The following is a 25,923-nucleotide window of genomic DNA, read 5'->3' as shown; positions in this document are numbered from 1 at the left end:
AACCAGAATCTATTTACTCAGTTCGCGGAACGCAATCCCTACCCTCTTACCCGCGCCTGTATCGTCGCGAGAGAGCCTTCTGCCAGCGCTTCTTTATAATGTTTACGGCATACGGAGACATAGCGTTCATTGCCGCCAATTACCACCTGCTCGCCTTCATTATAAGGACGTCCCGCGTGATCCAGTCGCAGCACCATACTTGCCTTACGTCCGCAAAAACAGATGGTTTTAAGCTCAACTAATTTATCTGACCACGCCAGCAAATACTGGCTACCGCCAAAGAGTTCACCGCGAAAATCGGTTCTCAGCCCATAACAGAGTACGGGAATATCAAGCTCATCCACCACTTCTGAAAGAGCGTATACCTGCTCCCGCGTCAAAAACTGGCATTCGTCCACCAGCACACAGTGCACGGCTTCTTCTTCGTGCTGAGCTTTAATGTCGTCAAACAGCGAGGTGTGCTGATTAAACAGACGTGCGGGCGAGGATAAACCAATCCGGGAACTGACTTTCCCTGCACCAAAGCGGTTATCAATTTCTGCGGTATAAACTACCGTTCTCATGCCTCGCTCTTGATAATTGTACGAGGACTGTAGTAATGCCGTCGATTTCCCTGCATTCATTGCTGAATAGTAGAAATAAAGCTGTGCCATTGCGCGCAAAACCCTAATCAAAGTGTGATGATCCTGCGGCGAATTGTATCATGTTTTAACGGCCGGACCTGAGCAAGCGTTGTAGCTTAGGTTAATCCTGTAGACACATTTACGCATAAACACGCATTTTCCGATCGCAGCGGTTGTAGCTGCAAAAGAAACAGCCGTAACAAATTCAGGAAGTTAGCATACTGTCGTTATGCGATGATCCTTATCATATCATCCAGAAATTATTAATATTTTACTAAAGTAAGCGCATTTAACACGGTAATACACGCGGTTGTTATTTATCCATTATGGCTATTTCTCCTAAAGGAATAATCAAAAAATATCGCTTCACCTTTGCATATGAACGAACCTGAACTGCACGCTTATACCTGTCTGGCAGTGTGGTTGTTGATTAAAAATTTAAGATAGCGGTATTTAGAAAAGACTTAAATAAAGGGCTATTTTGAATTCCTTACATTCGCGGCTATTGCACTGCTGAATTTAACGCTCTATTATTAGCCCAACAAACCACCCCAATATAAGTTTGAGATTACTACAATGAGCGAAGCCCTTAAAATTCTGAACAACATCCGTACTCTGCGCGCACAGGCAAGAGAATGCACGCTTGAAACACTGGAAGAGATGCTGGAAAAATTAGAAGTCGTGGTTAATGAGCGTCGTGAAGAAGAGAACGCTGCCGCAGCTGAAGTTGAAGAGCGTACCCGTAAACTGCAGCAGTATCGTGAAATGTTAATTGCTGATGGTATTGACCCGAATGAATTGCTGAACAGCATGGCTGCGGCTAAAACGGGTACTAAAGCAAAACGCGCTGCACGCCCGGCTAAATATAGCTACGTAGATGAAAATGGCGAAACGAAAACCTGGACCGGTCAGGGTCGTACTCCAGCCGTAATCAAAAAAGCTATCGATGAACAAGGTAAAAAGCTGGAAGACTTTCTGCTCGCTTAAGTGAGTAAACGCTTATCTGCTTTTAATATCCCGCCGCTGGCGGGATTTTTTTTGCCCGTTCTACACAATTTCTTCACAAATAGGCCGGAAGATAACGATGTTTGTTTTCGCCGCTGGCTGCGCTCAAAAACCCGCCATTTTTATTACCAGCATTATAGGCTTTTTCTTATCTCCCCTTTTCACAGAGGCCTGCTGATAAACGCGCAATAAAAAAGGCCGACGATAATCAGTGCTGAGCACGATTAATGTCGACCTTATTTACTGTCTGCGCTGGGGGTTATGCTTTAGCAGCGCCTACCGTTTCGTTCAGCCAGGCTTTAAACTCTTCGCCCAGAGAGTTATGGCGAATGCCATATTCTACAAAGGCGCGCATATAGCCGAGTTTATTACCACAGTCATGGCTTTTGCCTTTCATGTGATAGGCTTCAACGGTCTCTTTTTCGATCAGCATATCGATTGCATCGGTAAGCTGGATCTCATCACCGGCTCCCGGAGGCGTTTTCGCCAGCAGCGGCCAAATTTCAGCGCTCAGGACATAGCGGCCAACAACCGCCAGGTTTGACGGCGCGACGTTCGCTTTCGGTTTCTCAACCACGCCAACCATCGGCACGCTGTCGCCCGGGTTCAGCGTGGCGCCTTTGCAGTCCACTACGCCGTAAGCGGTAACGTCATCAACCGGCTCAACCATGATCTGGCTGGCACCCGATTCGTCGAAGCGTTTGATCATCTCAGCGAGGTTATCCTGCGACAGATCGGATTCGAACTCATCAAGGATTACGTCCGGCAGGATAACGGCGACCGGCTCGTTGCCGACAACCGGATGCGCGCACATGACGGCATGGCCAAGACCCTTCGCCAGACCCTGACGCACCTGCATGATGGTCACGTGCGGCGGGCAGATAGATTGCACTTCTTCAAGAAGCTGACGTTTAACGCGCTTCTCCAGCATTGCTTCAAGCTCAAAGCTGGTATCAAAGTGGTTTTCAATAGAGTTTTTAGATGAATGTGTTACCAGAACGATTTCAGTAATGCCCGCGGCGATGCACTCATTGACCACGTACTGAATTAATGGCTTATCAACCAGCGGCAACATTTCTTTCGGAATTGCCTTCGTAGCTGGTAGCATCCTCGTTCCCAACCCCGCGACCGGGATTACTGCTTTAGTCACTTTCGAATTTATTGCAGCCATTGAAATCTCCTGGACTGTCCATGATTTGAACAGGTTCATGAATTAACTCGCGTCTGAGTATATCAGTACCAACCCAATGACCAGGTCTGAAAAGGACGCGCTAACAACTAATTAGGATTAATACGAAGAAACTGCGGCGATATTAGCACCCGTTTTTAAATGACGGGTAAATCTATCTGAGCTTCGCCACGCGATCGCTCATTCCGCGTTCAACATTAAGCGTAACCGCCCGCCTGCACCCCAAACCTGGCATTGCCACGCTTCGCTGCGCTGGCTTACCTGGTTCAGATAGGTATTCCCAAGCGTACCGAGAGGAACGCCGCTGCTGATTTGAATTTGGTGTTCACCGGTATTTAACGTGGCGTTTAAACCGGCCGAAACTAATAACAAATTCTTAAGCTCGCTGTGGTAATACCCCACCAGTAACGGGAACTGCCCCGGCAAATTTGCCTGGTGCAGCAATTGGTTTACCTGCTTAAGTAAAGCACCCATTTCAGGTAAGCGCTGGCGTTGATGTGACAATTGTTCCTGAAGTAAGCCGTTAAATAATGCGCGCAGCAGCAGCGCCGCCAACACGCCATTATTGCCGGCGCGAGTTACATCAAGACAATAGAAAGCGAGATCGTGTCCGGAAAGCGGTGCAATATCCAGCACCAGTCCAGGGCTTTCAGCGGAAACAAGCTGGCGATAATTTACCCGACAACCGGAAATGACCTGCTGTACAGGAGGCTGAAGCTCTTTTAATAAATTCGCTGCGGCCTGCGGGTTATCCACCAGCGCATCCCAGTCCTGGAATAAACGCTCCTCCTCCTCGACCCGGGAATTAAACATATTTGGGTAGATGCAGGCGAAGATAGTTTCCCGCAGACGATTAAAATCTTTAACGGGCTTCAGGACGACATCCTGCACGCCAAGACGCAGAGCTTTTGCAATGTCGGCCATATTTTCGGTAGCGGAAATCACCAGCACCGGCGTCTGCATGCCCTGGTTGCGCAGCGCTTCAACCATCGCGAGACCATTCATACGCGGCATGGCCAGGTCGCAAATAATCAAATCGGGTTGATTGCCAGCCATCTGCTCCAGCGCATCCACTCCGTCTCCGGCCAGCAACGTCGTTGCGCCAAGAGATTGCAACCATGAATCCAGCAGCGATCGGAAAACGAGTTCGTCTTCCACTATCAATATCTGTTTCCCGACCAACGGCTGCGTCATCTCATCTCCCCTGCCTGACAGTAGATCAATAGTGGCACGCTTCGCCGACACTCGCCTGTCAGAATTTGCTGAAGTCTTATAAAAATTATGTTCACGCTAAAGTCCGCACCAGCGGAAGTAACTCGTCCATCCTCTTTTCCACCGCTAATTGCCCGGCGGCAATCGCCGCATCAGCACGATGAAAATCGAGGGTGGATATTTGCGGACAAATAGGTTGCAACAAAATATCCGGCGGATCGCCCGCCATACGGTTGCGCTTAAGGCGGTTTTCCAGCACCTGGATCGACGTAGTCATGATCTCCATCGCAGTCGGCGTCACCGGGCGTTTCGGCGTGGTGCGGCTAAGCCGCTCGCGCAGGCGCTGATGCCAGCGCAGGGCTTCACCGCTACCTTTTTCCATCTCGCTATCGGAAGGCGTTACGGAGAGCAAATCCTGCTGCATTAAATGGGCGTCATGCTGAAGATCAACGGCAATAACGATGTCAGCACCCAGCGCGCGGGTTAATGAAACCGGGACCGGGTTAACCACCGCGCCATCGACCAGCCAGTAGCCATTATGCGCAACGGGCGACATCAAACCCGGAATACTGCATGAGGCGCGCACAGCACGGTGCAGATCGCCTTCGGTAAACCATAACTCACGTCCGGTGCTGAGATTGGTTGCGACCGCGCCAAAACGCTTTTCACAGTGGCTAAAGTCGTCAAAAGGAAGGAGTTGGCGGTATTGATTGAACACGCGCTCACCGCGCAGCAAACCGCCGCGGCGCCAGGAGAGATCCATCAGCCGCAGTACGTCCCAGTAGCGGAAAGAGCGCACCCAATTCTCCAGCAGAGACAAACGTCCACAGGAGTATGCCGCGCCAACTAATGACCCGATTGAGCATCCTGCCACGACATCAATAGTAATGCCGGCGCGCTCTAACGCATTAATGACGCCAATATGCGACCAACCTCTGGCTGCGCCAGAACCCAGCGCCAGACCGATTTTTACCGTTCTCATTCCGCGTGCTTCACTTCCCCCGGCTTACTGTAGCCACAACGCGGCGGCTCAGTTAACATATTGCCACCCTGGCGCGTGCTGCGCCGTTATTATTGTTTCAGGAATGCTGTTTTGTCTCAAACATGTCCTTGCGGTAGCGCTCAGGAGTATAGCGTATGTTGCCAGCCTTATCTGTCTGGTCAACACGTAGCGCCGGATCCCTCTCGCCTGATGCGTTCTCGCTATACCGCTTTTGTCTTACATCAGACGGATTATCTGGTGAAAACCTGGCATCCCTCCTGCGCGGCACACACCTTTCGCGAACAGATTGAGGCCGGTTTCGCGACCACAACCTGGCTCGGACTGACGCTATTTGAGCACGCTTACGGCCACGATGACAATGAAGGTTATGTCAGTTTTGTTGCTCGCTTTCGCGAGAATGACAAAAATGGCGCAATTATTGAACGTTCCCGTTTTTTAAAGGAAAACGGCGAATGGTTTTACATCGACGGTACGCGACCGCAGTTTGGTCGTAACGATCCCTGCCCCTGCGGGTCAGGTAAAAAATTCAAAAAGTGCTGCGGGCAATAAGCCCGGCAGCACCCTTAACAAACACACTCAACAGGATTTACCCGGCAATGCACTCTTTACAACGTAAAATTCTGCGCACCATCTGCCCCGATCAGAAGGGCCTTATCGCTCGTATCACTAACATTTGTTATAAGCACGAGCTGAACATTGTTCAGAATAATGAATTTGTCGACCACCGTACCGGCCGCTTCTTTATGCGTACCGAACTTGAGGGCATTTTTAACGATGCCACGCTGCTGGCCGATCTCGACAGCGCGCTGCCGGAAGGCTCAGTTCGCGAACTGAATGCGGCGGGTCGTCGCCGCGTGGTGATTCTGGTGACCAAAGAGGCGCACTGCCTCGGCGATCTGTTGATGAAAGCCAACTATGGCGGCCTGGATGTGGAGATTGCAGCGGTCATTGGCAACCATGAAACGCTGCGCCCGCTGGTTGAGCGCTTCGACATTCCCTTCGAGCTGGTCAGCCATGAAGGCTTAACGCGCGAAGCGCATGACAATCTGATGGTGAAAGCGATTGAAGCCCATCAGCCTGATTACGTGGTGCTGGCGAAGTATATGCGCGTCCTGACGCCGGACTTTGTCTCGCGCTTCCCGAATAAGATCATCAATATTCACCACTCCTTCCTGCCGGCGTTTATCGGCGCACGCCCTTATCACCAGGCTTACGAGCGCGGCGTGAAAATTATTGGTGCTACGGCACACTACGTGAATGACAACCTGGATGAAGGCCCGATCATCATGCAGGACGTGATCCATGTCGATCACACCTATACTGCTGAAGATATGATGCGTGCCGGGCGCGACGTGGAGAAGAACGTGCTCAGCCGCGCGCTCTACCAGGTGCTGGCCCAGCGCGTCTTTGTTTACGGTAACCGGACGATCATTCTTTAAGCGCCCTCTCTTCAGGTTGCCTGGCTTTACAGCGTTGCGGGTAAAAAGCAGGCAACCGATTCATTTTTCACGATTGAATGCTTTACAGAGGCGCGTCATTTGGTATGATGCGCCCCGCTTCCCGAGAAGGAAGCGGCCAGTAAAAAGTTTTACCCCGTGGTGGGGTTCCCGAGCGGCCAAAGGGAGCAGACTGTAAATCTGCCGTCACAGACTTCGAAGGTTCGAATCCTTCCCCCACCACCATCTACGTCCTGCATCACAATTTGAATTACCCCGTGGTGGGGTTCCCGAGCGGCCAAAGGGAGCAGACTGTAAATCTGCCGTCACAGACTTCGAAGGTTCGAATCCTTCCCCCACCACCATCTTCTGAATAACTCCCCAATTAAAATACCTACTCCATTACCTCATATTCTCCATTCGGGGAAGGATGAAAAGCTTCGACTAAGGTTCGACTCGAGCGTAGCGAGAGAGCGTAGCGAGAGAGCGTTGCGAGAGAGCGTTGCCGCAGGCAACGACCCGAAGGGCGAGGAGCATAGCGACGAGTAATCCTTTCCCCTGCTTATTCCGCTACCCTTCTTTTATATTTACCAGTTCTGCAACCGCTGCATTGCCCGATGGCGCTTCGCTTATCGGGCCTACGAAACCAGCGCCCAATGTCGAATCGTGCAAAATACCATTGCCCGATGGCGCTCCGCTTATCAGGCCTACGAAACCAGCGCCCAATGTTGAACCGTGCAAAATGCCCGGCCCTGAATCGTGCCACCCCGTAGGCCGGATAAGGCGCAGCCGCCATCCGGCACGCAAACCGCACCGCGCCGAAAACAAAAAACCCTGCCGAAGCAGGGTTGTTCATCGTCAATCCAGCGTAATCAGCGACGGGCGCGGACAATCTGGTATTTACGCGTTAAATACTCCACCGGCGCACTCCAGATATGCACCAGGCGTGAGAACGGAAAGAGCACAAACAGCGTCATACCGAGCACCAGATGCACGCGGTAAATAAAGGCAACGCCATCAAGATGCGCGGACGCACCGGTATGGAAGGTCACCACTGACTGCGCCCAGCCCACTAGCTTCATCATTTCGCTGCCGTCCATATGCTGCGCGGAGAACGGAATGGTCACCAGACCGAGCGTACACTGCACCATCAACAGGCTCATGATCAGGATATCCGCCGCCGTCGACGTGGCGCGAATACGCGGGTTAAAGAGACGGCGCTTGAGCAGCATCAGACCGCCGACCAGGCACAGCACGCCGCTGGCACCGCCGCCGATCATCGCCATCTTCTGCTTCACTTCAATCGGCAGGAAAGATTCGTACATCCAGTGCGGCGTCAGCATGCCAAGAAAGTGACCGGCAAAAATCCCGAGGATGCCTAAATGAAACAGGTTGGATGCAATGTTCATCCCTTTACGGTCAAGCATCTGGCTCGAGCCTGCCCGCCAGCTGTACTGCCCATAGTCATACCGCAGCCAGCTGCCAATCAGGAAGATCGCGCCCGCCATATAGGGATAGATGTCAAAGAAGAACATATTAAGGAAGTGCATTAGCGCTCTCCTCCTGTTGAGATATTCAGATATTGCGGCGCGACGGCACCGGCAAAACGACGCTGGTGCGCAGTGATATCGGAATCATTGCAGCCCTGTTCAGCAAAGAACTTCACCTGCTCCTCTTCCCATACCGCGTCCAGCGCCTGCGGCGTATCGTCGCGCGCTTCGCCGGCAATTTTTTCCGCCACCTGCGCGTTATCCACCTCGGTTTTCGTCAGCGTTAACAGCGCATCAAACAGCGAGGCGTAGTGACTTTCACGCTGCTGTAAGCGCGCCTGCAACAGCGCCAGGATCGGCGCGATATCCTGTAAACCGCCAATCGCTTCAGCGGTTGGCAACTGCGCCAGATACTCCAGGTAGAGAGGCAGATGGTCCGGCAGTTCGCGGCTGTCGAGCTGCAACCCGTGGCGCTCATACTGCGCCAGCAGATCCACCATCGCCTGGCCACGATCGCGTGATTCACCGTGCACATGTTCGAACAGCAGCAGCGAGGTGGCGCGACCACGATCGAACAGCTCGCTGTAGGTAGCCTGCGCATCGAGCAGATCCTGCGACGTCAGGTCACGTAAAAAGATACCTACCTGCTGGGCGTCCGCTTTCGACAGATTGTCGCCGGAGGCCAGCGCATCAAACAGCTCCTGCTGATGCTGCCACAGGGCAGCATCCGGGTACTCAAGCAGGCGGGAGATAACCACCAGTTCAATCATGCGTGCGGCTCCGTTTTCACTGTCACATTCACCGCATCGATGCGGCGGCTGTTGAACAGGTTGAATTTGTTATCCGAACCATGACACCCATCGCCGAAGCTAAAGCCACACCCGCTCTTCTCCGGGAAGGCTTCACGCGCCAGTTCACGATGGCTGGACGGCACCACAAAACGGTCTTCATAGTTGGCGATGGCGAGATAGCGATACATCTCCTGCGCCTGCGCTTCCGTCAGGCCCACCTCTTCCAGCGCACGGGTATCAATCACGCCGTCGACGGTTTCAGCCCGTTTGAAGTGACGCATCGCCAGCATACGTTTCAGCGCCAGCAGCACCGGCTGGGTATCGCCAGCGGTCAGCAGGTTCGCCAGATACTGCACCGGAATACGCAGGCTCTCGACGTCCGGCAGAATGCCGTTGCTGCCCAGCTCGCCCGCATCGGCAGCGGACTGGATCGGTGACAGAGGCGGCACGTACCAGACCATCGGCAGCGTGCGGTATTCCGGGTGCAGCGGCAGCGCCAGCTTCCAGTCCATCGCCATTTTGTAGACCGGCGATTTCTGCGCCGCATCGATTACGCTCTGCGGTACGCCATCTTCCAGTGCCTGAGCGATCACCGCCGGATCGTGCGGATCGAGGAAGACATCCAGCTGACGCTGATAAAGGTCTTTCTCATTTTCGGTGCTGGCCGCATTCTCAATCGCATCCGCGTCATACAGCAGCACGCCGAGGTAACGAATACGCCCTACGCAGGTTTCAGAGCAGACCGTCGGCATGCCCGCTTCGATACGCGGATAGCAGAAGATGCACTTCTCAGACTTGCCGCTCTTCCAGTTGAAGTAGATTTTTTTGTACGGGCAGCCGGTGACGCACATGCGCCAGCCGCGGCATTTATCCTGATCGATCAGCACAATGCCATCTTCTTCACGCTTATAGATGGCACCGCTCGGGCAGGTAGCGACACAGGCCGGGTTGAGGCAGTGCTCGCACAGGCGCGGCAGATACATCATGAAGGTGTTTTCGAACTGGCCGTACATCGCCTTCTGCATATTTTCGAAGTTCTGATCGCGGCTCAGCTTCTCGAACTCGCCGCCGAGATCGTCTTCCCAGTTCGGCCCGGCGCTGATTTTGTTCATGCGTTGGCCGGTGATCAGCGAGCGCGGACGCGCAATCGGCTGATGCTTGCTTTCCGGCGCGTTATGCAGGTTCTGATAGTCAAAATCAAACGGCTCGTAGTAATCATCGATGCCCGGCAGATGCGGGTTGGCGAAGATTTTGCCCAGCAGCATCGCGCGGCTACCCATGCGTGGTTGCAGCTTACCGTTGATTTTACGGATCCAGCCGCCCTTCCACTTCTCCTGGTTTTCCCAGTCGGTCGGGAAGCCGGTGCCCGGTTTGGTTTCGACGTTGTTAAACCACGCGTACTCCATCCCTTCGCGGCTGGTCCAGACGTTTTTACAGGTGACTGAACAGGTATGACAGCCGATGCACTTATCGAGATTCAGCACCATGCCGACTTGTGAACGAATTTTCATTTTGCGCTCTCCTGTACCTGGTCATTGCCTTCGCCATCCAACCAGTTAATGTTCTTCATCTTACGTACCACCACAAATTCATCGCGGTTGGACCCGACTGTGCCGTAATAGTTAAAGCCGTACGCCAGCTGCGCGTAACCGCCAATCATGTGCGTCGGTTTCGGCGTAATACGCGTGACCGAGTTATGAATACCGCCGCGCTGGCCGGTGATCTCCGAGCCTGGCAGGTTCACAATGCGCTCCTGGGCGTGGTACATCATCGTCATACCGGACGGTACGCGCTGGCTGACCACCGCGCGGGCGGTGAGCGCGCCGTTGCTGTTAAAGACTTCGATCCAGTCGTTATCGGCAATGCCCATCTCTTTGGCGTCAGTTTCACTCAGCCAGACAATCGGGCCACCGCGACCAAGCGTCAGCATCAACAAGTTGTCGCTATAAGTGGAGTGGATCCCCCACTTCTGGTGCGGCGTCAGGAAGTTGAGCGCTTTTTCCGGGTAGCCGTTGCCTTTCACACCCAGCATCTCTTTTACCGAACGGGTGTTGATCGGCGGACGGTAGACCAGCAGGCTTTCGCCAAAGTCGCGCATCCACTGATGATCCTGATAGAGCTGCTGACGGCCGGAGAGCGTACGCCACGGAATCAGCTCATGAACGTTGGTATAACCGGCGTTATAAGAGACATGCTCATCTTCCAGGCCAGACCAGGTCGGGCTGGAGATAATTTTGCGCGGCTGCGCCTGAATATCGCGGAAGCGGATCTTCTCATCCTCTTTATTCAGCGCCAGATGGGTATGGTCGCGACCGGTAAATTCACTCAGCGCCGCCCAGGCTTTCACCGCCACGTTGCCGTTGGTTTCCGGTGCGAGGGTCAGGATCATCTCTGCCGCGTCGATGGCGCTGTTGAGCATCGGCTGACCTTTCGCCGGGCCATCCGCTTTCACGTAGTTGAGCTTGCGCAGCAGATCCATTTCGCTCTGGGTATTCCACGCGATGCCTTTACCGCCGTTACCGATTTTCTCCATCAGCGGGCCGATAGAGGTAAAGCGCTCGTAGGTTGCCGGGTAATCGCGTTCCACTGGAATAATATGCGGTGCAGTTTTACCCGGGATAAGATCGCACTCGCCTTTTTTCCAGTCCTTCACGCCCAGCGGCTGCGCCAGCTCGGCGGCGGAGTCATGCTGGATCGGCAGCGTTACCACATCGGTCTCTTTGCCTAAATGGCCCACGCAGAGCGCAGAGAAGGATTTGGCGATGCCTTTATAGATTTCCCAGTCGCTTTTCGATTCCCACGCCGGGTCGACGGCGGCAGAGAGCGGATGAATAAACGGATGCATATCCGAAGTATTCATGTCGTCTTTCTCATACCAGGTCGCGGTCGGCAGCACGATGTCAGAGTAAAGACAGGTGCTCGAGAGACGGAAGTCGAGCGTCACCACCAGGTCGAGTTTGCCGTCGAGGCCGTTATCCTGCCACTCCACCTCTTCCGGTTTCACGCCGCCCTGTTTGCCCAGATCCTGGCCCTGAATACCGTGCTCGGTGCCGAGCAGATATTTCAGCATGTACTCATGCCCTTTCCCGGAGGAGCCCAGCAGGTTGGAGCGCCAGATAAAGAGGTTACGCGGATGGTTTTTGCCGTTTTCCGGCTGCTCGGCGGCAAAACGCAGCGAACCCTCTTTCAGGGATTTCACGGTGTAATCCACCGCTGACATCCCCGCTTTTTCAGCTTCGGCGGCAATGCGCAGTGGGTTAGTACCCAGTTGCGGCGCAGAAGGCAGCCAGCCCATACGCTCGGCGCGGACGTTAAAGTCAATCAGATGGCCGCTGTAGCGGGATTTATCCGCCATCGGCGAGAGAAACTCTTGCGCCGTCACCGTTTCATAGCGCCACTGGCTGGAGTGGTTATAGAAGTAGGAGGTGCTGTTCATATGGCGCGCCGGACGCTGCCAGTCGAGGGCAAAAGCCAGCGGCTGCCAGCCGGTCTGCGGACGCAGTTTTTCCTGGCCGACATAGTGCGCCCAACCGCCGCCGCTCTGACCAACGCAGCCGCAGAAGACCAGCATGTTAATCAGCCCGCGATAGTTCATGTCGAGGTGATACCAGTGGTTCATCCCGGCACCGACGATGATCATCGAACGGCCGTGAGTTTTATCGGCGTTCTCAGCAAACTCGCGCGCAACGCGAATAATCTGCGCCTGCGGCACACCGGTCACTTTCTCTGCCCAGGCCGGTGTATAGGCTTTGATTTCGTCATAACGGCTGGCGCAGTTTTCATCGCCCAGACCGCGATCCAGACCGTAGTTGGCCATATTCAGGTCATAAACGGTAGTCACCAGCGCGCTGCTGCCATCCGCCAGTTGCAGGCGTTTGACCGGCAGTTTGTGCAGCAGGATGTTATCCAGCGTGACACCCTGGAAGTGCTCGGTGTTGTCGCCGCCAAAGTAGGGGAAGCCAACTTGTGCAACATCATCGTGTTTGCCCAGCAGGCTGAGGGTCAGCTCAACGTCCGCGCCGTTGCCACCATCACGCTGCTCAAGGTTCCACTTCCCTTTTTCGCCCCAGCGGAAACCGATGGAACCGTTCGGCGCGATCATATTGCCTTCGCTATCCAGCGCGACGGTTTTCCACTCCGGGTTGTTCTGCTGGCCCAGCGCATCGACCAGATCGGCGGCGCGCAGCATGCGGCCCGCGGCGTAGTAGCCATCACGCTCTTCCAGCATCACCAGCATCGGCATGTCGGTGTAGCGACGAACATAATCGGTGAAGTACTGGCTCGGCTTATCGAGGTGGAATTCACGCAACATCACGTGGCCCATCGCCAGCGCCATTGCTGCATCGGTGCCCTGCTTCGGCGCCAGCCACAAGTCGCACAGCTTGGCGATTTCCGCGTAGTCCGGAGTAATCGCGACAGTTTTGGTCCCTTTGTAGCGAACTTCGGTAAAGAAGTGCGCATCCGGGGTACGGGTCTGCGGCACGTTGGAGCCCCAGGCGAGGATATAGCTGGAGTTGTACCAGTCAGCCGATTCCGGCACGTCGGTCTGCTCGCCCCAGGTCTGCGGTGAAGCAGGCGGCAAGTCGCAGTACCAGTCGTAGAAGCTCAGGCAGGTGCCGCCAATCAGCGACAGATAGCGTGCGCCGGAGGCGTAAGAAACCATCGACATCGCCGGGATTGGCGAGAAGCCAGCCACGCGGTCCGGGCCGTAGGTTTTCACGGTGTAGACGTTAGAGGCGGCAATCAGTTCATTCACTTCCTGCCAGGAAGAGCGCACAAAGCCACCGCGTCCACGCGCTTGCTTAAAACTCTTAGCTTTATCCGCGTCTTCAATGATCGAAGCCCAGGCATTTACCGGATCGCTGTGCTGCGCTTTCGCTTCACGCCAGAGTTTGATCAAGCGTTTACGCATCAGGGGGTATTTCAGGCGGTTGGCGCTGTAGAGATACCAGGAGTAACTTGCTCCGCGCGGGCAGCCGCGTGGTTCGTGGTTTGGCATATCAGGACGGGTACGCGGGTAGTCCGTTTGCTGGGTTTCCCAGGTGACCAGGCCGTTTTTGACGAAAATCTGCCAGCTGCAAGAGCCGGTGCAGTTTACGCCATGGGTTGAGCGCACGATTTTGTCGTGCTGCCAGCGGCTGCGGTATCCATCCTCCCAGTCCCGGTTGGTGTTTACAAGCTGGCCGTGCCCATCGGCAAAGGTTTCGCCTTTCTGTTTAAAGTAGCGAAACCGGTCCAGGAATTTACTCATCGGGGTTCTCCTGTTGGAGCCTTTTCGGCTCTCTGGCTAAATCGACATTGCTGCATTTGCCGCGAAGGTAACCCCCGCAAAGACAAAGAGAATTGATGATGATCAAGCCGCCATAGCGCGCCGTTGATGCGCCGACAACGGAGTACTCCCAAAGAGTTATCGATGATTATTACGTAACTAACTGATTAACATAAATATATTATATTTAGTTACTGAATTATTCAGATTTATCCCGGTATCCAGGTATTAAGGGGTAGACGCCGCTGCGATGCGATAGCGGTCACAGTGCTGACCGAAGCAGCGCAGTATGGCCATAAGTATGTTGTAACTATGTAGAGGGCAAAAAAATGCGCGACCGAAGCCGCGCAATGATAATCAACACACTACATTTATTATTATTTTTTACGCCCGTATATCGCCCAGGTGATCACCACACAGGCGATATAGAACACGAGAAACACTTTCATCGCGCCCGCCGGCGAGCCGGTCAGCGCCAGCGAGGTGCCAAACGCTTTCGGGATAAAGAAGCCGCCAATCGCGCCAATCGCCGAGATAAAGCCCAGCGCGGCCGCCGTTTCCGTCGCGGCTTCACGCATTGCGTCGCTCTCACTGCCACCCGCTTTTTTCACCCGCTCCATGGTCATCTTACGGAAGATAACGGAGATCATCTGGAAGGTGGAGCCGCTGCCCAGCCCGGCGGTGAGAAACAACACCAGGAAGACACAGAAGAAGGCGGTGAAGTTGCCGCCCTCGCCGTTCGACGGCAGCGTCAGGAACAGCAAGGCGCTGAAGATCGCCATCACCACAAAGTTAACCAGCGTCACGCGCGTGCCGCCAAGACGGTCGGAAATCGCGCCACCTGCTGAACGTGCCAGCGCGCCAACCAGCGGCCCGAAGAAGGCAAAATGCAGGATCTGCACCTCCGGGAACTGGGTTTTTGACAGCATCGCGAAGCCAGCGGAGAAGCCGATAAACGAGCCGAAGGTCGCCAGGTAGAGGAAGCTCATGATCCACAGATGCGAGCGCTTCAGCACCGGTAATTGCGCGCTGAGCGAGGCTTTCGAGGTCGCCAGTTCGTTCATGCCGAACCACGCCGCGAGGGTGAACACTGCCAGGAACGGTACCCAGATCCACGCCGCGTTTTGCAGGTAGAGCATGGTGCCATCAGGCTGGGTTACGCCACCGCCGCCAAAGGCAGCAAAGATGGAGAACGAGACCGCCAGCGGCGCAATCAGCTGCATCACGCTGACGCCAAGGTTGCCGAAGCCGCCGTTGATGCCAAGCGCCCCGCCCTGCTTCTCTTTCGGGAAGAAGAAGCTGATGTTTGCCATGCTGGAGGCAAAGTTCGCTCCGGCAAAACCGCACAGGAGGGAGATAATGATAAATGTGCTGAATGGTGTGGAGGTATCCTGCACCGCAAAACCGAGCCAGACGCAGGGGATAATCAGAATGCCGGTGCTGAATGCCGTCCAGCGACGACCGCCAAACACCGGTACCATAAAGGAGTACGGTACGCGCAGCAGTGCGCCGGAGACCGACGGCAGCGCCGTCAGCATAAACAGCTGGTCTGTGGTGAACTGAAAGCCCACTTTGGGTAGATTCACCGCCACTGCGCTAAACAGCATCCAGACGCAGAACGCTAAAAGCAGGCAGGGCACGGAGATCCACAGATTGCGGCTGGCAATCTGCTGTCCCTGCTGCTGCCAGAAAGCCGGATCTTCGGGACGCCATTCGGTAATAACCCGTGATGACGAACGCGTATCCGGAACGGATGTTTGATGCATAGACACCTCTGATGTGCAGTTTGATGCCTGCCACATTAATTTCTGTGGCGCGCGTTAAGTTGATATAAATCAAAGGAAAAGCTGGCGTTATAAAGCGCAAAAAAACATCATGCTCATTTATGAGTAGCGTTTACCTTCAAAAAAGGTGTGGTTTTTCACGGCGCTGACCGCTGCCGGGTCGTTTGTCCCTCCGAATGTCACCCTGCTGGCAATAAAGGAGTAACTCTTTGTGGGTATGGGTATACTCCAGGCGATAGCTGACAATAACGCCACCCGCACTTTACGCGGCCAAGGAGTCTCATTTCCCCATGCTTAAACGCCTCTTTTCACCGATGTCGCTGGTCAGCCAACTGGCCGTACTGATGCTGTTATCCACGCTGATTGGGGTGACCGGTATGGCGGTCTCCGGCTGGCTGGTGCAGGGCGTTCAGGGCAGCGCGCATGCCATCAACAAAGCAGGCTCGCTGCGTATGCAGAGCTACCGGCTGATGTCGGCCATCCCGCTGCAGGAAGATGAGCAATATCTGTTCGATGAGATGGAGCACACCGCTTTCAGTCCCGAACTGGCGCTGGCGGCGAAACGCGATGGGCAACAGGCGCAGCTTGCTGATTTGCAAACCTACTGGCACAACGTGGTGATCCCGGCGATTAAGGATGCCCGGCAGCCCGCGCAGGTCGCGGATATCATCGCCGTATTCGTCGGGCGCATCGATAAACTGGTCTCTGCTTTTGACAGCAACACCGAGCACCGCATCGCCGAAGTGGTGGTGCTGCACCGGGTGATGGCTGTACTGATGGGCTTGTTGATTCTGCTTGCGCTGGTGTGGCTTCGGGCGCGTCTGCTCCGTCCGTGGCAGCAGTTGCTGCATATGGCGCGCGCCGTCAGCCAGCGTGATTTTACCCAGCGCGCCCATATCAGCGGCGGCAACGAAATGGCGACCCTTGGCGAGGCGCTGAACAATATGTCTGCGGAGCTGGGCGAGAGTTATGCGGTGCTTGAGCGGCGCGTACAGGAGAAGACCGCCGGGCTTGAGCAGAAAAACGAGATCCTCTCCTTCTTATGGCAGGCCAACCACCGCCTGCATTCACGCATTCCGATGTGCGAGCGCCTCTCGCCGGTGCTCAATGGCTTACAGAATCTGACCCTGCTGCACGATATTGAACTGCGGGTTTATGACCTGGAAGATGAAGAGAATCACCAGGAGTTTACCTGCCAGTCAACGGCCAGCTGCGATATCAAAGGCTGCCACCTCTGCCCGCGCGACGGCAAACTCATTGAATCGACTGGCATTGGCTCGACGCTCAAATGGCGGTTGGCGGATGCCCATATGCAGTACGGCCTGCTGCTGGCGAAGCTGCCGCCGGGCCGCCATTTAAGCCACGATCAGCAGCAGCTTGTTGACACGCTGGTTGAACAGCTTACCGCCACGCTGGCGCTGGATCGCCATCAGGATCGCCAGCAGCAATTGATGGTGATGGAGGAGCGCGCGACCATTGCCCGCGAGCTGCACGATTCGATTGCCCAGTCCCTCTCCTGTATGAAGATGCAGGTCAGCTGTTTGCAGATGCAGGGTGACGAAATCCCCGAGAGCAGCCGCCAGTTATTGAGCCAGATCCGCAACGAACTCAATACGTCATGGGCGCAGCTACGCGAGCTGCTGACCACTTTCCGCTTACAGCTCACCGAGCCGGGTCTGCGTCCGGCGCTGGAGTCCAGTTGTCAGGAGTACAGCGCCCATTTTGGCTTTGACGTGCGGCTTGATTACCAGCTTCCGCCCCGCGTTGTCCCGGCGCATCAGGCCATTCATCTGTTGCAGATCGCCCGCGAGGCGCTGAGCAACGCGTTAAAACACTCCGGCGCTACCGCGGTCAGCGTCGCCGTGCAACAACAGGAAAACCGGGTGGTATTACGCATCAGCGATAACGGGTGCGGTATCCCGGATAATGCGGAACGAACCAACCACTACGGATTAATTATTATGCGTGACCGCGCGCAAAGCCTGCGCGGCGACTGCCAGGTGCGTCCCGGAGCCTCCGGGGGGACTGACGTTGTCGTGACGTTTATACCCGAAACGTTTCTCTCATCCATGCAAGGAGATAACCATGAGTAATCAGGATCCGGCAACTATCCTGCTGATCGACGACCATCCGATGCTGCGTACCGGTGTGAAGCAGTTAATTAGCATGGCCCACGACATCACCGTGGTCGGCGAGGCGAGCAACGGAGAGCAAGGCATTGAACTGGCGGAGTCGCTGGACCCGGATCTGATCCTGCTCGATCTCAATATGCCGGGCATGAACGGGCTGGAAACTCTCGATAAGCTGCGGGAGAAGACACTTTCCGGGCGCATCGTGGTGTTCAGCGTCTCTAATCATGAAGAGGATGTGGTCACCGCCCTGAAGCGCGGAGCCGACGGCTATCTGCTGAAAGATATGGAGCCGGAAGATTTGCTGAAAGCATTACAGCAGGCGGCGGCAGGCGAAATGGTGCTGAGCGAGGCGCTGACCCCGGTGCTGGCGGCGAGCCTGCGCGCTAACCGCGCGACTACCGATCGCGATATCTCCCAGTTAACGCCGCGCGAGCGCGACATCCTGAAGCTTATCGCCCAGGGGCTGCCAAACAAGATGATTGCCCGCCGCCTGGATATCACCGAGAGCACGGTGAAAGTGCACGTCAAACATATGCTGAAAAAGATGAAGCTAAAATCCCGCGTCGAAGCGGCGGTCTGGGTACACCAGGAGCGGGTTTTCTGATCACGGCGCGGCTGGCATCGACCAGTCCGTACCGCCTTCCGTTGCCGGTGGGATCACCGGCTCGGTCAGTTTCAGCACAATGGTGTTGGACTCTACTTTCTGCCCCTTCTCATCCTCCACCAGCACTGACAGCGTCCAGCTGTTGCTTGCCCCTTCGCTGCTGTCCCAGCGCGGCATAATCAACGTCCAGCCATCACCGCTGCGCGCATTCACCGGCGGCGTCAGGCTCAGCGCCTGTGTATCGCCCTGCCAGGTCAGGCTGCGAATACCGTGCGTGCTGTGAATTTGCAGCTTAAGCGCCACCGTTTCCCCCGGCTGAAGATCCCAGGGCGGCGTCGCCAGGAAGACGGAAAGCGTTTTGCGCTGGCGATACTCAAACACCGGCAGATTGTTGCGCGTCGGGCTATCGTAGCGGCTGCCGCGCAGCGAGCGGCTGACGGCGACTTCAGAGGGCGAGAGTTGTTTATGCAGCGGCACGCCAAAGCGGTAGTTGAGTTTTAGCCCCAGATCGTTCTGGCTTACCCCGCTCTCCCCCTGGCGATGCTCGGCGGTAATGGTCACCAGCGGCACCGGGGTGTAATTAACCCCCAGTTTTACGGCGACCGGGTTGTGATAGCCGGTGCCGCTATCAAACAGATCGACACTGTCGCCAAAGTACTGCTCAACGCTGACGCTGGTATTGACGTACTGGTAGAACGGCAACCGCGCCTGTGCGGTGACATCATAGCCGCGCGCCATGCGCTGCTGCTGCGTCGCCGTGTCATAGCGCCAGTGGCTCACCGGCTGGTAGTAGTTGGCCGAAAGACGCAGGTATTCACCCCACGCCTCCGCGCCAAACCCGGCGCGCCCGGTATTCTCTTCCAGCTGCGTGTCGTAAAAGGTGTTGTAACCGAGCAGCCAGTCACCTGCCACCCAGCGCTGCCCGAGGCCCACATTGCCAATAAGCCCGCTATCCTGCTGCGTGAGGCCCAACTGGCTCCAGCTCAGGTAACGGTTATTGTCCTGCAACGGTACAAACCAGTTGCCGTGACTGCCGTTAAACTGCCCTTCGTTATCCACTTTCATATCGACGGTGGCGTTGCCCCACGGCGAAAGCCAGGACTCCACTTGCTGATTGACCTCGCCGCTCACCACATCGCGCAGTTTTCCAAAGGCGAACTGGCGCGCCTGTTGACCAGCGCTGAGATCGCTGTCAGTCATGCTCGCTTCACCAAACGCTTTCGCCACCTCGGCAAAGTGTTTCTCCTGCGCATCCGTCTCCGGTGCCATGCTGAGATCCGGCAGGCCGTCACCATTGTTATCAAACGGGTTTTCCGCCTGCTGCACATATTTGCTCTGCAGCGCATGGGCATCGCCTCCCGCCACTAAAAAGGCAAGAAGGGAGAGAAGTGGAGAGGTAAAGGAGCAGCGTATCACGACGTTAATGGGGTTCCTGGGCCAGTTTTGTGAAGTAAGTCACTTAGTCTAGCGGTTTTGGCGGGCGATTACAGCCGCTGGCGATATATCAGGAAAATCCCTAATCGACGCGCCTCGCTACGGCTACAGTTAATGCATCCTTGTAACGAGAGACGCGTCATGAAAACAAAAATAACTCTGCTGTGCGGCTGGATGCTGCTCTGCGGGGCGCAGGCCAGCGCCACTCCCCTTTTCGCACTGCAATCCCCGGCCTTTGCCGATAACGCAATGATGGAGAAAAAATTCGCCGGTAACGCCAGCAATAACCCCAACTGCACAGGCGAAAACCTCTCGCCAGCGCTGGTATGGAATAACGCGCCGACCAACACGCAGAGTTTTGCGCTGATCGTGCACGACCCGGAGGGCGCACGCGGGCTGGGCGTGACGCATCTGGTGGCCTATAACATTGCGCCCTCCAGCGCCGGCTTTGCGCAAAACGATCTGCGCGACGGCAAAGGTTTTACCGGCGGGAAAAACACGCCCGGCAATTTCCGCTGGCATGGCCCCTGCCCACCGCCGGGCAGCGGCGCGCATCACTACACCTTCACTCTTATTGCCACCTCGCTGCCACCGACCTTAGAGGAGGGGCTGACCCGCGAGGAGCTATTCAGCAAGCTTAAAGGCAACACGCTTGCCGCCGCCGGGCTCATTGGCCGCTTCGGGCAATGATTTTACCTTTGCGCCGTCCGCGCGGCGCAGTAGCATAGCCCTTTTCGCTACGGTTAATCGAAGGAGTGACAATGCAAAACGTTGTGATCATCGCCAATGGTGCGGCCTACGGAAGTGAATCGCTGTTTAACAGCCTGCGGCTGGCAATCGCGCTGCGCGAGCAGGAGGAGCCTGTCGAGCTGAAGCTATTTTTAATGTCCGATGCGGTGACCGCCGGGCTGCGCGGTCAGAAGCCTGCCGAGGGCTACAACATTCAGCAGATGCTGGAGATCCTTACCGCCCAGGGCGTGCCGGTGAAACTGTGCAAGACCTGCGCCGACGGCCGCGGCGTCAGCGCCCTGCCGCTGGTTGAGGGCGTGGAGATCGGTACCCTTGTCGAGCTGGCGCAGTGGACACTGGCGGCGGACAAAGTATTAACTTTCTAATGGAAAGGCGAGTTTAATACAATCTTCTTATGGATGGCGTCGAGTCATCAAGTTTACCTGCTGTGTTGCCGATAGCCACTTAAGACAAACACAGCAGGTACAATAAAAATGTTCAGATCCATTAAAGCCCGGATTATGGCGGCGACGGCAGGTTGTCTTACTGTCGCCTTGCTGCTTAACACCATCATCAACTACCAGGTTACGCGCCAGCACAACCAGCAAACCCAGCAGGATATTCTCTCCAGCACCCGCGACAGCCATGGCATTGCCATTGCCGACTGGGTCGCCAGCAAAACAGCGATGATCGCCTCCCTGCAAAGCGTGGCGTTAACGGACGATCCGGTGCCGGTATTTGCCCAAATCGCGCGCGCCGGGGGTTTCATCAACGTCTATGTTGGCTACGCCAGCAAAACCGCGAAGTTCTCCGATCCCGGCGGTGTCCCGGCGGATTACGATCCGACCATTCGACCGTGGTATCAGCAGGCAGTGAAAGCCGATGCCCCGGTGGTTACCGCCCCCTATGTTGATGCCAGCACCGGTCAACTGGTGGTGACCTTTGCCGTGCCGGTAAAAGAGAACGGCACGCTGAAGGGCGTGGTCGCCGGGGATGTCTCGATGACCAGCGTGGTGGCTAACGTACGCGGCATCAGCCCGACGCCACACAGCAGCGGTATGCTGCTTGCCAGCGATGGCTCAGTGATTGCCGCCGCCGATGAAAAGCTGACGATGAAACCTTTCTCTGATGCTATTCACGGCGTCTCCTTTGCCGATCTAAGTAGCGGAAAAACCGTCACTGGCGAGTATGCCGGTGATGAGAAGTCGCTGTTAGCCAGCCGGGTGAAAGGGACCGACTGGCTGCTGGTGGTCGCCCTCGATGGGGATGACGCCACCGCCGGTCTGCGCGCGCAGTTGAAAGCCTCCGCCGTGTCGCTGATTGTGCTGGTGATTATTGCCGGGGCATTGATGCAGTGGATGGTCGCAGCGCTGCTTAAGCGCCTGGTGGTGATCCGCGATGCGATGAACGCCATCAGCAGCGGCACCAACGACCTCTCCCAGCGCCTGCCGGAGAGTGGTAACGATGAAGTGGCGCAGATCGCCCACGCCTTTAACGCCTTCAGCGACAAGCTGGCGGTGGTGATGGTGAAACTGCGCGACTCCACCCACTCGGTGCAGCTGGCGGCGCAGGAGATTGCCGCCGGGAACCAGGATCTCTCCGGGCGCACAGAGCAGGCGGCCTCCAGCCTGCGAGAAACCGCCAGCGCCGTAGAGCAGATCACGGCATCGGTCGCGCAATCCACCGATGCCGCAGCACAAGCGAATACCCAGGCGCATGTCGCATCAGAAGCCGCTTCACGCGGCGGCCAGGTGGTGACGCAGGCGATCAACACCATGCAGTCGATTGAAGTTGCCTCAGCGAAGATTGGCGATATCACCAGCGTTATTGATGCCATCGCTTTCCAGACCAATATCCTCGCGCTTAACGCCTCGGTGGAAGCGGCGCGCGCCGGTGAACAGGGTCGCGGCTTTGCAGTAGTGGCAGGCGAAGTGCGCAATCTCGCCAGCCGCAGCGCGCAGGCGGCGAAGGAGATTAAAACGCTGATTGACTCCACCACCGACAGCGTTGCCACCGGCTCGCGCTATGTGCGGCTGGCGGGCGACAGCATGACCGATATTGTCACCAGCATCGACAGCGTATCGGTGATCATGCGCGAGATCACCGTCGCCACCAGCGAGCAGATGAAAGGTATTCAGGAGATCAATCATGCGGTGATTAATCTGGATCGCATGGTGCAGCAGAACGCCGAGCTGGTCGTCGAATCAACCGCCGCTGCCGGGGCGCTGCGCACCCAGGCGGGTGAACTTGCCGACACTGCCGGACATTTCCGCATTTAATCTTTTACCGGCGCGTGAAGACCACGGTTTTTCGCGCCGGATCTCCCCCCTCGCCGCAGATTGTTATTTTTGTTTAATCCTTACGTCATTTGTTGATCAAAATCAGCATCTGGCTAACGGTCGTTTGGTGTGATGCACGGAGTGTTTTGTGAACAACATCACGCAGGGATGGCGTTATTCAAATGACGGGGTTAAAAAAATGGCGGTAGTAAAAGCAAGTTTAAAACTGTTTGGCGGGGATACGGTGGTGGTTCGCTGTTCTGAAAATTGCCATATCCATCTGATGTGTGAGAAGAGCCGCAGGCCGAATGCGCAGGCGGATATTCTGAGTGTCCAGAACCGTGCCAGCGCTTATCTTTCGGTGCCTTACAGCGGCATCTGGAGCGTGCTGATCGATAGCCACAGCCAGTCGCTGGAGCACTCGATCAGCTACGTTGCGGCGTAAACACCATTCTTAGCAGGCAAAACCAGGCACCATTTCCGGGCCTGGTTTGTCCCCCTCCAGCAGCATACGCACTCTTCCCACCAGTTCATTCAGGCAGTCATCGTGCATGCCGAGCTTAATCAGCTCCTGTTCAAGGGAGAAGAGATACTGGGCATTGGTGCCAAGCGGGCCGCTGGCGGCGGCAATTAATGGCGCGATGGTTTGCGCGCGGGTATCTGACTCATAGAGCGGGTGGCGCGGATCCATAATAAATACCAGCGCATTGACCTCGCGACCATCGTCAAGCGTAAGCCTGCACCAGCTCGGCAGATAGCAACCGGTAATCATCTCCCGTTTCCACAGCAGCGCGAGATCGTCTTGCAGGCTCTCTTCTGACAGTCGGTAAGCCACGCCGGTGGTGCGCCCGCCCTCTTTCAGTGCAAGCATACGCCCTGGCTGGCACGCAGTACCGCGTCCGGCAGTGAGGCGCAAACAGAAGGCGCGATGCCAGCCGACCAGCGTTCCCGGGCAGGATTCATCGAACTCCATTGCCGGGTTCCACATCAGCGAGCCGTAGCCAAAAATCCACACCGGGCCATCATCCGGCCGACAGGCCAGCGTCGCCGCCAGCGAGGACGCCCGCTGCTCGGCCGACCACAACAACGACTCTTCTATGTCGCCAAACGCCGTTTTGCAATCGGCCGTTCGCAAGAAATCACGCGTTAACATCTTCTACCTCCGCCACTGCCTGCGTCCTTGCGACTGCTTTACTGCTGCCTTCCCGACATACGCCGTCGTTTCACCGCAGCGCCATATGACGATATGCAATTCACGCGCCGCATGCAACAGCATCAATCCATCGAATAAAGCTATAAATGGCGAAGGTAGCGCTGCTACGCGCTATTTTTTCTTATGCCACTTGTCGTCATCCCCCTTCTCATACTCATTTTTGACCGCCGCCCAGGCGACGCGGTGCGCCGTCTCTTCCCGGCTGGCATCGCCGCGTCGGTCATCTTTATCTTTGTATTGATCCCAGGCGCTGTTAAACGCCTCTTTATAGATCTCCTGCGCGTGGGCAGGAAGCACATGTTGCACGCTGTCTGGCAGCTCAGATTTTGCTTTATAGGGCACTTTTCTGCTCCTTCTTGGGCTAAAAGGTTAAGTCTGGTCGACAACCCGCCCCCGCGCCAGGTATGAAGGATAAATGACTTTTTAACTTAACTATCGTTATGTTTATATTTCATTATTTTAAGAAAACACGTGCTTTTGATGACTTAAAGCATAAAAAAATTTACCACCGTAAAAACAGGTAAAAATGACCGCGTAAATGCGACTTTTTTGCTATTTTAATCACCTTTCGTTCTTTATCTATACTTCAACAACACTGCCCTCTGAGGAGAATCATAATGACAACAACCCACGAGGCGGTTAAAACCCGCCACAAGGAGACCACGCTCATTTTCCCGGTGCTGGCGCTGGCCGTGCTGCTCTTCTGGGGAAGCTCGCAGTCGCTGCCGGCGATAGTCGGAATCAATGTGCTGGCGCTGGTCGGGATTTTAGCCAGCGCCTTTAGCGTGGTGCGCCACGCTGACGTTCTTGCCCACCGTCTGGGCGAACCTTTCGGCTCGTTAATTCTGAGCCTCTCCGTTGTTATCCTCGAAGTAAGCCTGATCTCCGCGCTGATGGCGACCGGCGATGCCGCGCCGACGCTGATGCGCGATACGCTCTACTCCATCATTATGATTGTCACCGGCGGGCTGGTAGGTTTCTCACTGCTGCTGGGCGGGCGTAAATTTGCCACGCAGTACGTCAATCTGTTTGGCATCAAGCAGTATCTGATCGCCCTCTTTCCGCTGGCGATTATCGTGCTGGTCTTCCCGATGGCGCTGCCGGAAGCGAATTTCACCACAGGCCAGGCGTTGCTGGTGGCGCTCATCTCGGCGGCGATGTATGGCGTGTTTCTGCTGATCCAGACCAAAACCCATCAGAGCCTGTTTGTCTATGAGCATGAAGATGACGGCGACGATCCGCACCACGGTAAGCCGTCGGCGCACGGCAATTTCTGGCACACCGCGTGGCTGATTGTGCATCTGATTGCGGTGATTGCGGTGACCAAGATGAACGCGCAGCCGCTGGAAGCGCTGCTGACGGAAGTGAACGCCCCGGTGGCCTTTACCGGCTTCCTCGTCGCACTGCTGATCCTCTCACCGGAAGGGCTGGGGGCGTTAAAAGCGGTGCTGAACAATCAGGTGCAGCGCGCGATGAATCTCTTCTTCGGCTCGGTGCTGGCAACCATCTCGCTGACCGTACCGGTGGTCACGCTGATTGCCTGGTTCACCGGCAACGATCTGGTGTTCGGCCTCGATGCGCCTGAGATGATTGTGATGGTGGCATCACTCATGCTGTGCCAGATCTCCTTCTCGACCGGGCGCACCAATGTGCTCAACGGCGCGGCGCATTTGGCGCTGTTTGCCGCCTACCTGATGACCATCTTCGCCTGAGTTATTCGGATACAAAAA

Annotated in this window: 22 protein-coding genes, 2 tRNA genes and 1 other RNA gene; 13 read left to right on the top strand and 12 right to left on the bottom strand. The window is 55.8% G+C overall.

Features of this window, described 5'->3' with window-relative positions; all coding sequences use genetic code 11:
- Positions 1-38: 38 nt before the first annotated feature.
- Positions 39-653, bottom strand: a complete 615-nt coding sequence (gene tdk / locus EH164_RS10605; protein ID WP_124968191.1) for a thymidine kinase — start codon at positions 651-653, stop codon at positions 39-41.
- Positions 654-1,199: 546 nt separating this feature from the next.
- Here tdk and hns point away from each other — a divergent pair.
- Positions 1,200-1,610, top strand: coding sequence for a histone-like nucleoid-structuring protein H-NS (hns, locus tag EH164_RS10600; RefSeq protein ID WP_023478663.1), 411 nt, complete (start codon positions 1,200-1,202; stop codon positions 1,608-1,610).
- 277 nt (positions 1,611-1,887) lie between these two features.
- On the opposite strand, the gene galU is transcribed toward hns, so the two are convergent.
- From galU to rssA, 3 genes are all read right to left on the bottom strand, one after another.
- Positions 1,888-2,799, bottom strand: coding sequence for a UTP--glucose-1-phosphate uridylyltransferase GalU (gene galU, locus EH164_RS10595; RefSeq protein WP_023478871.1), 912 nt, complete (start codon positions 2,797-2,799; stop codon positions 1,888-1,890).
- A gap of 198 nt (positions 2,800-2,997) precedes the next feature.
- On the bottom strand, positions 2,998-4,011 hold the full coding sequence (gene rssB / locus EH164_RS10590) for a two-component system response regulator RssB (protein ID WP_023478635.1): 1,014 nt from the start codon (positions 4,009-4,011) through the stop codon (positions 2,998-3,000).
- Positions 4,012-4,102: 91 nt separating this feature from the next.
- Entirely contained in the window at positions 4,103-5,011 is a 909-nt protein-coding gene (gene rssA / locus EH164_RS10585; protein ID WP_034812189.1) for a patatin-like phospholipase RssA, read from the bottom strand.
- Between the two features lie 111 nt (positions 5,012-5,122).
- On the opposite strand from rssA, the gene EH164_RS10580 reads away from it, so the two are divergent.
- From EH164_RS10580 to EH164_RS10560, 5 genes are all read left to right on the top strand, one after another.
- The gene (locus EH164_RS10580) at positions 5,123-5,581 is read left to right on the top strand and encodes a YchJ family protein (protein WP_124968190.1); all 459 of its coding nucleotides are present in this window, start codon (positions 5,123-5,125) and stop codon (positions 5,579-5,581) included.
- 47 nt (positions 5,582-5,628) lie between these two features.
- A complete protein-coding gene (purU, locus tag EH164_RS10575) occupies positions 5,629-6,471 on the top strand; it encodes a formyltetrahydrofolate deformylase (protein WP_023478636.1) in 843 nt (280 codons plus the stop codon).
- 158 nt (positions 6,472-6,629) lie between these two features.
- A tRNA-Tyr gene (locus EH164_RS10570) sits at positions 6,630-6,714 on the top strand.
- Positions 6,715-6,748: 34 nt separating this feature from the next.
- Positions 6,749-6,833 (top strand) — tRNA-Tyr (locus EH164_RS10565).
- Positions 6,834-6,877: 44 nt separating this feature from the next.
- Positions 6,878-7,034, top strand: a non-coding RNA gene (locus EH164_RS10560) — RtT sRNA.
- A gap of 306 nt (positions 7,035-7,340) precedes the next feature.
- Here the strand turns inward: EH164_RS10560 and narI are convergent.
- The 5 genes from narI to EH164_RS10535 form a co-directional block, all read right to left on the bottom strand.
- On the bottom strand, positions 7,341-8,018 hold the full coding sequence (gene narI / locus EH164_RS10555) for a respiratory nitrate reductase subunit gamma (RefSeq protein ID WP_124968189.1): 678 nt from the start codon (positions 8,016-8,018) through the stop codon (positions 7,341-7,343).
- Entirely contained in the window at positions 8,018-8,728 is a 711-nt protein-coding gene (gene narJ, locus EH164_RS10550; protein WP_023478820.1) for a nitrate reductase molybdenum cofactor assembly chaperone, read from the bottom strand. The genes narI and narJ overlap by 1 nt, the downstream gene beginning before the upstream one ends.
- Positions 8,725-10,260: a nitrate reductase subunit beta gene (gene narH, locus EH164_RS10545; RefSeq protein WP_023478752.1), complete on the bottom strand. Its 1,536-nt coding sequence runs from the start codon at positions 10,258-10,260 to the stop codon at positions 8,725-8,727. The genes narJ and narH overlap by 4 nt, the downstream gene beginning before the upstream one ends.
- The gene (locus EH164_RS10540; RefSeq protein WP_023478715.1) at positions 10,257-14,000 is read right to left on the bottom strand and encodes a nitrate reductase subunit alpha; all 3,744 of its coding nucleotides are present in this window, start codon (positions 13,998-14,000) and stop codon (positions 10,257-10,259) included. Before EH164_RS10540 ends, narH begins: the two co-directional genes overlap by 4 nt.
- Positions 14,001-14,395: 395 nt before the next feature.
- Positions 14,396-15,784 (bottom strand): NarK family nitrate/nitrite MFS transporter, encoded by a 1,389-nt coding sequence (locus EH164_RS10535; protein WP_124968188.1) that lies wholly within the window; start codon positions 15,782-15,784, stop codon positions 14,396-14,398.
- A 308-nt stretch (positions 15,785-16,092) separates the two neighbouring features.
- Here EH164_RS10535 and narX point away from each other — a divergent pair, with 308 nt between their 5' ends.
- Together narX and narL are read left to right on the top strand one after the other, a co-directional pair.
- Positions 16,093-17,895 carry a nitrate/nitrite two-component system sensor histidine kinase NarX gene (narX, locus tag EH164_RS10530; RefSeq protein WP_124968187.1) on the top strand — a complete coding sequence of 601 codons (1,803 nt, stop codon included), beginning with the start codon at positions 16,093-16,095 and terminating at the stop codon, positions 17,893-17,895.
- On the top strand, positions 17,888-18,538 hold the full coding sequence (gene narL, locus EH164_RS10525; RefSeq protein WP_023478729.1) for a two-component system response regulator NarL: 651 nt from the start codon (positions 17,888-17,890) through the stop codon (positions 18,536-18,538). Before narX ends, narL begins: the two co-directional genes overlap by 8 nt.
- Here narL and EH164_RS10520 read toward each other — a convergent pair whose 3' ends face one another.
- Positions 18,539-19,951: a YchO/YchP family invasin gene (locus tag EH164_RS10520; RefSeq protein WP_124971386.1), complete on the bottom strand. Its 1,413-nt coding sequence runs from the start codon at positions 19,949-19,951 to the stop codon at positions 18,539-18,541.
- Between the two features lie 195 nt (positions 19,952-20,146).
- Here EH164_RS10520 and EH164_RS10515 point away from each other — a divergent pair, with 195 nt between their 5' ends.
- The 4 genes from EH164_RS10515 to EH164_RS10500 all read left to right on the top strand — a co-directional run bounded on the left by EH164_RS10515 (position 20,147) and on the right by EH164_RS10500 (position 23,425).
- The gene (locus EH164_RS10515) at positions 20,147-20,662 is read left to right on the top strand and encodes a YbhB/YbcL family Raf kinase inhibitor-like protein (protein WP_241175046.1); all 516 of its coding nucleotides are present in this window, start codon (positions 20,147-20,149) and stop codon (positions 20,660-20,662) included.
- Positions 20,663-20,733: 71 nt separating this feature from the next.
- Complete coding sequence (locus EH164_RS10510; protein ID WP_124968185.1) at positions 20,734-21,087, top strand: DsrE/DsrF/TusD sulfur relay family protein; 354 nt, start codon at positions 20,734-20,736, stop codon at positions 21,085-21,087.
- 108 nt (positions 21,088-21,195) lie between these two features.
- The gene (locus EH164_RS10505; protein ID WP_124968184.1) at positions 21,196-22,980 is read left to right on the top strand and encodes a methyl-accepting chemotaxis protein; all 1,785 of its coding nucleotides are present in this window, start codon (positions 21,196-21,198) and stop codon (positions 22,978-22,980) included.
- Between the two features lie 199 nt (positions 22,981-23,179).
- Entirely contained in the window at positions 23,180-23,425 is a 246-nt protein-coding gene (locus tag EH164_RS10500) for a DUF1883 domain-containing protein (RefSeq protein ID WP_023478761.1), read from the top strand.
- 9 nt (positions 23,426-23,434) lie between these two features.
- Here the strand turns inward: EH164_RS10500 and EH164_RS10495 are convergent, their stop codons facing one another.
- Positions 23,435-24,133 (bottom strand): gamma-glutamylcyclotransferase, encoded by a 699-nt coding sequence (locus EH164_RS10495; protein ID WP_124968183.1) that lies wholly within the window; start codon positions 24,131-24,133, stop codon positions 23,435-23,437.
- Between the two features lie 171 nt (positions 24,134-24,304).
- Entirely contained in the window at positions 24,305-24,535 is a 231-nt protein-coding gene (gene chaB, locus EH164_RS10490; protein ID WP_023478915.1) for a putative cation transport regulator ChaB, read from the bottom strand.
- Between the two features lie 275 nt (positions 24,536-24,810).
- On the opposite strand from chaB, the gene chaA reads away from it, so the two are divergent.
- Positions 24,811-25,905: a sodium-potassium/proton antiporter ChaA gene (chaA, locus tag EH164_RS10485; RefSeq protein ID WP_054803465.1), complete on the top strand. Its 1,095-nt coding sequence runs from the start codon at positions 24,811-24,813 to the stop codon at positions 25,903-25,905.
- Positions 25,906-25,923 lie beyond the last annotated feature (18 nt).

It is taken from the genome of Kosakonia sp. CCTCC M2018092, from assembly GCF_003864115.1.
In the GTDB taxonomy this organism is placed as follows: Bacteria; Pseudomonadota; Gammaproteobacteria; order Enterobacterales; family Enterobacteriaceae; genus Kosakonia; species Kosakonia cowanii.
This window is presented reverse-complemented; position numbering and strand designations above follow the sequence as displayed.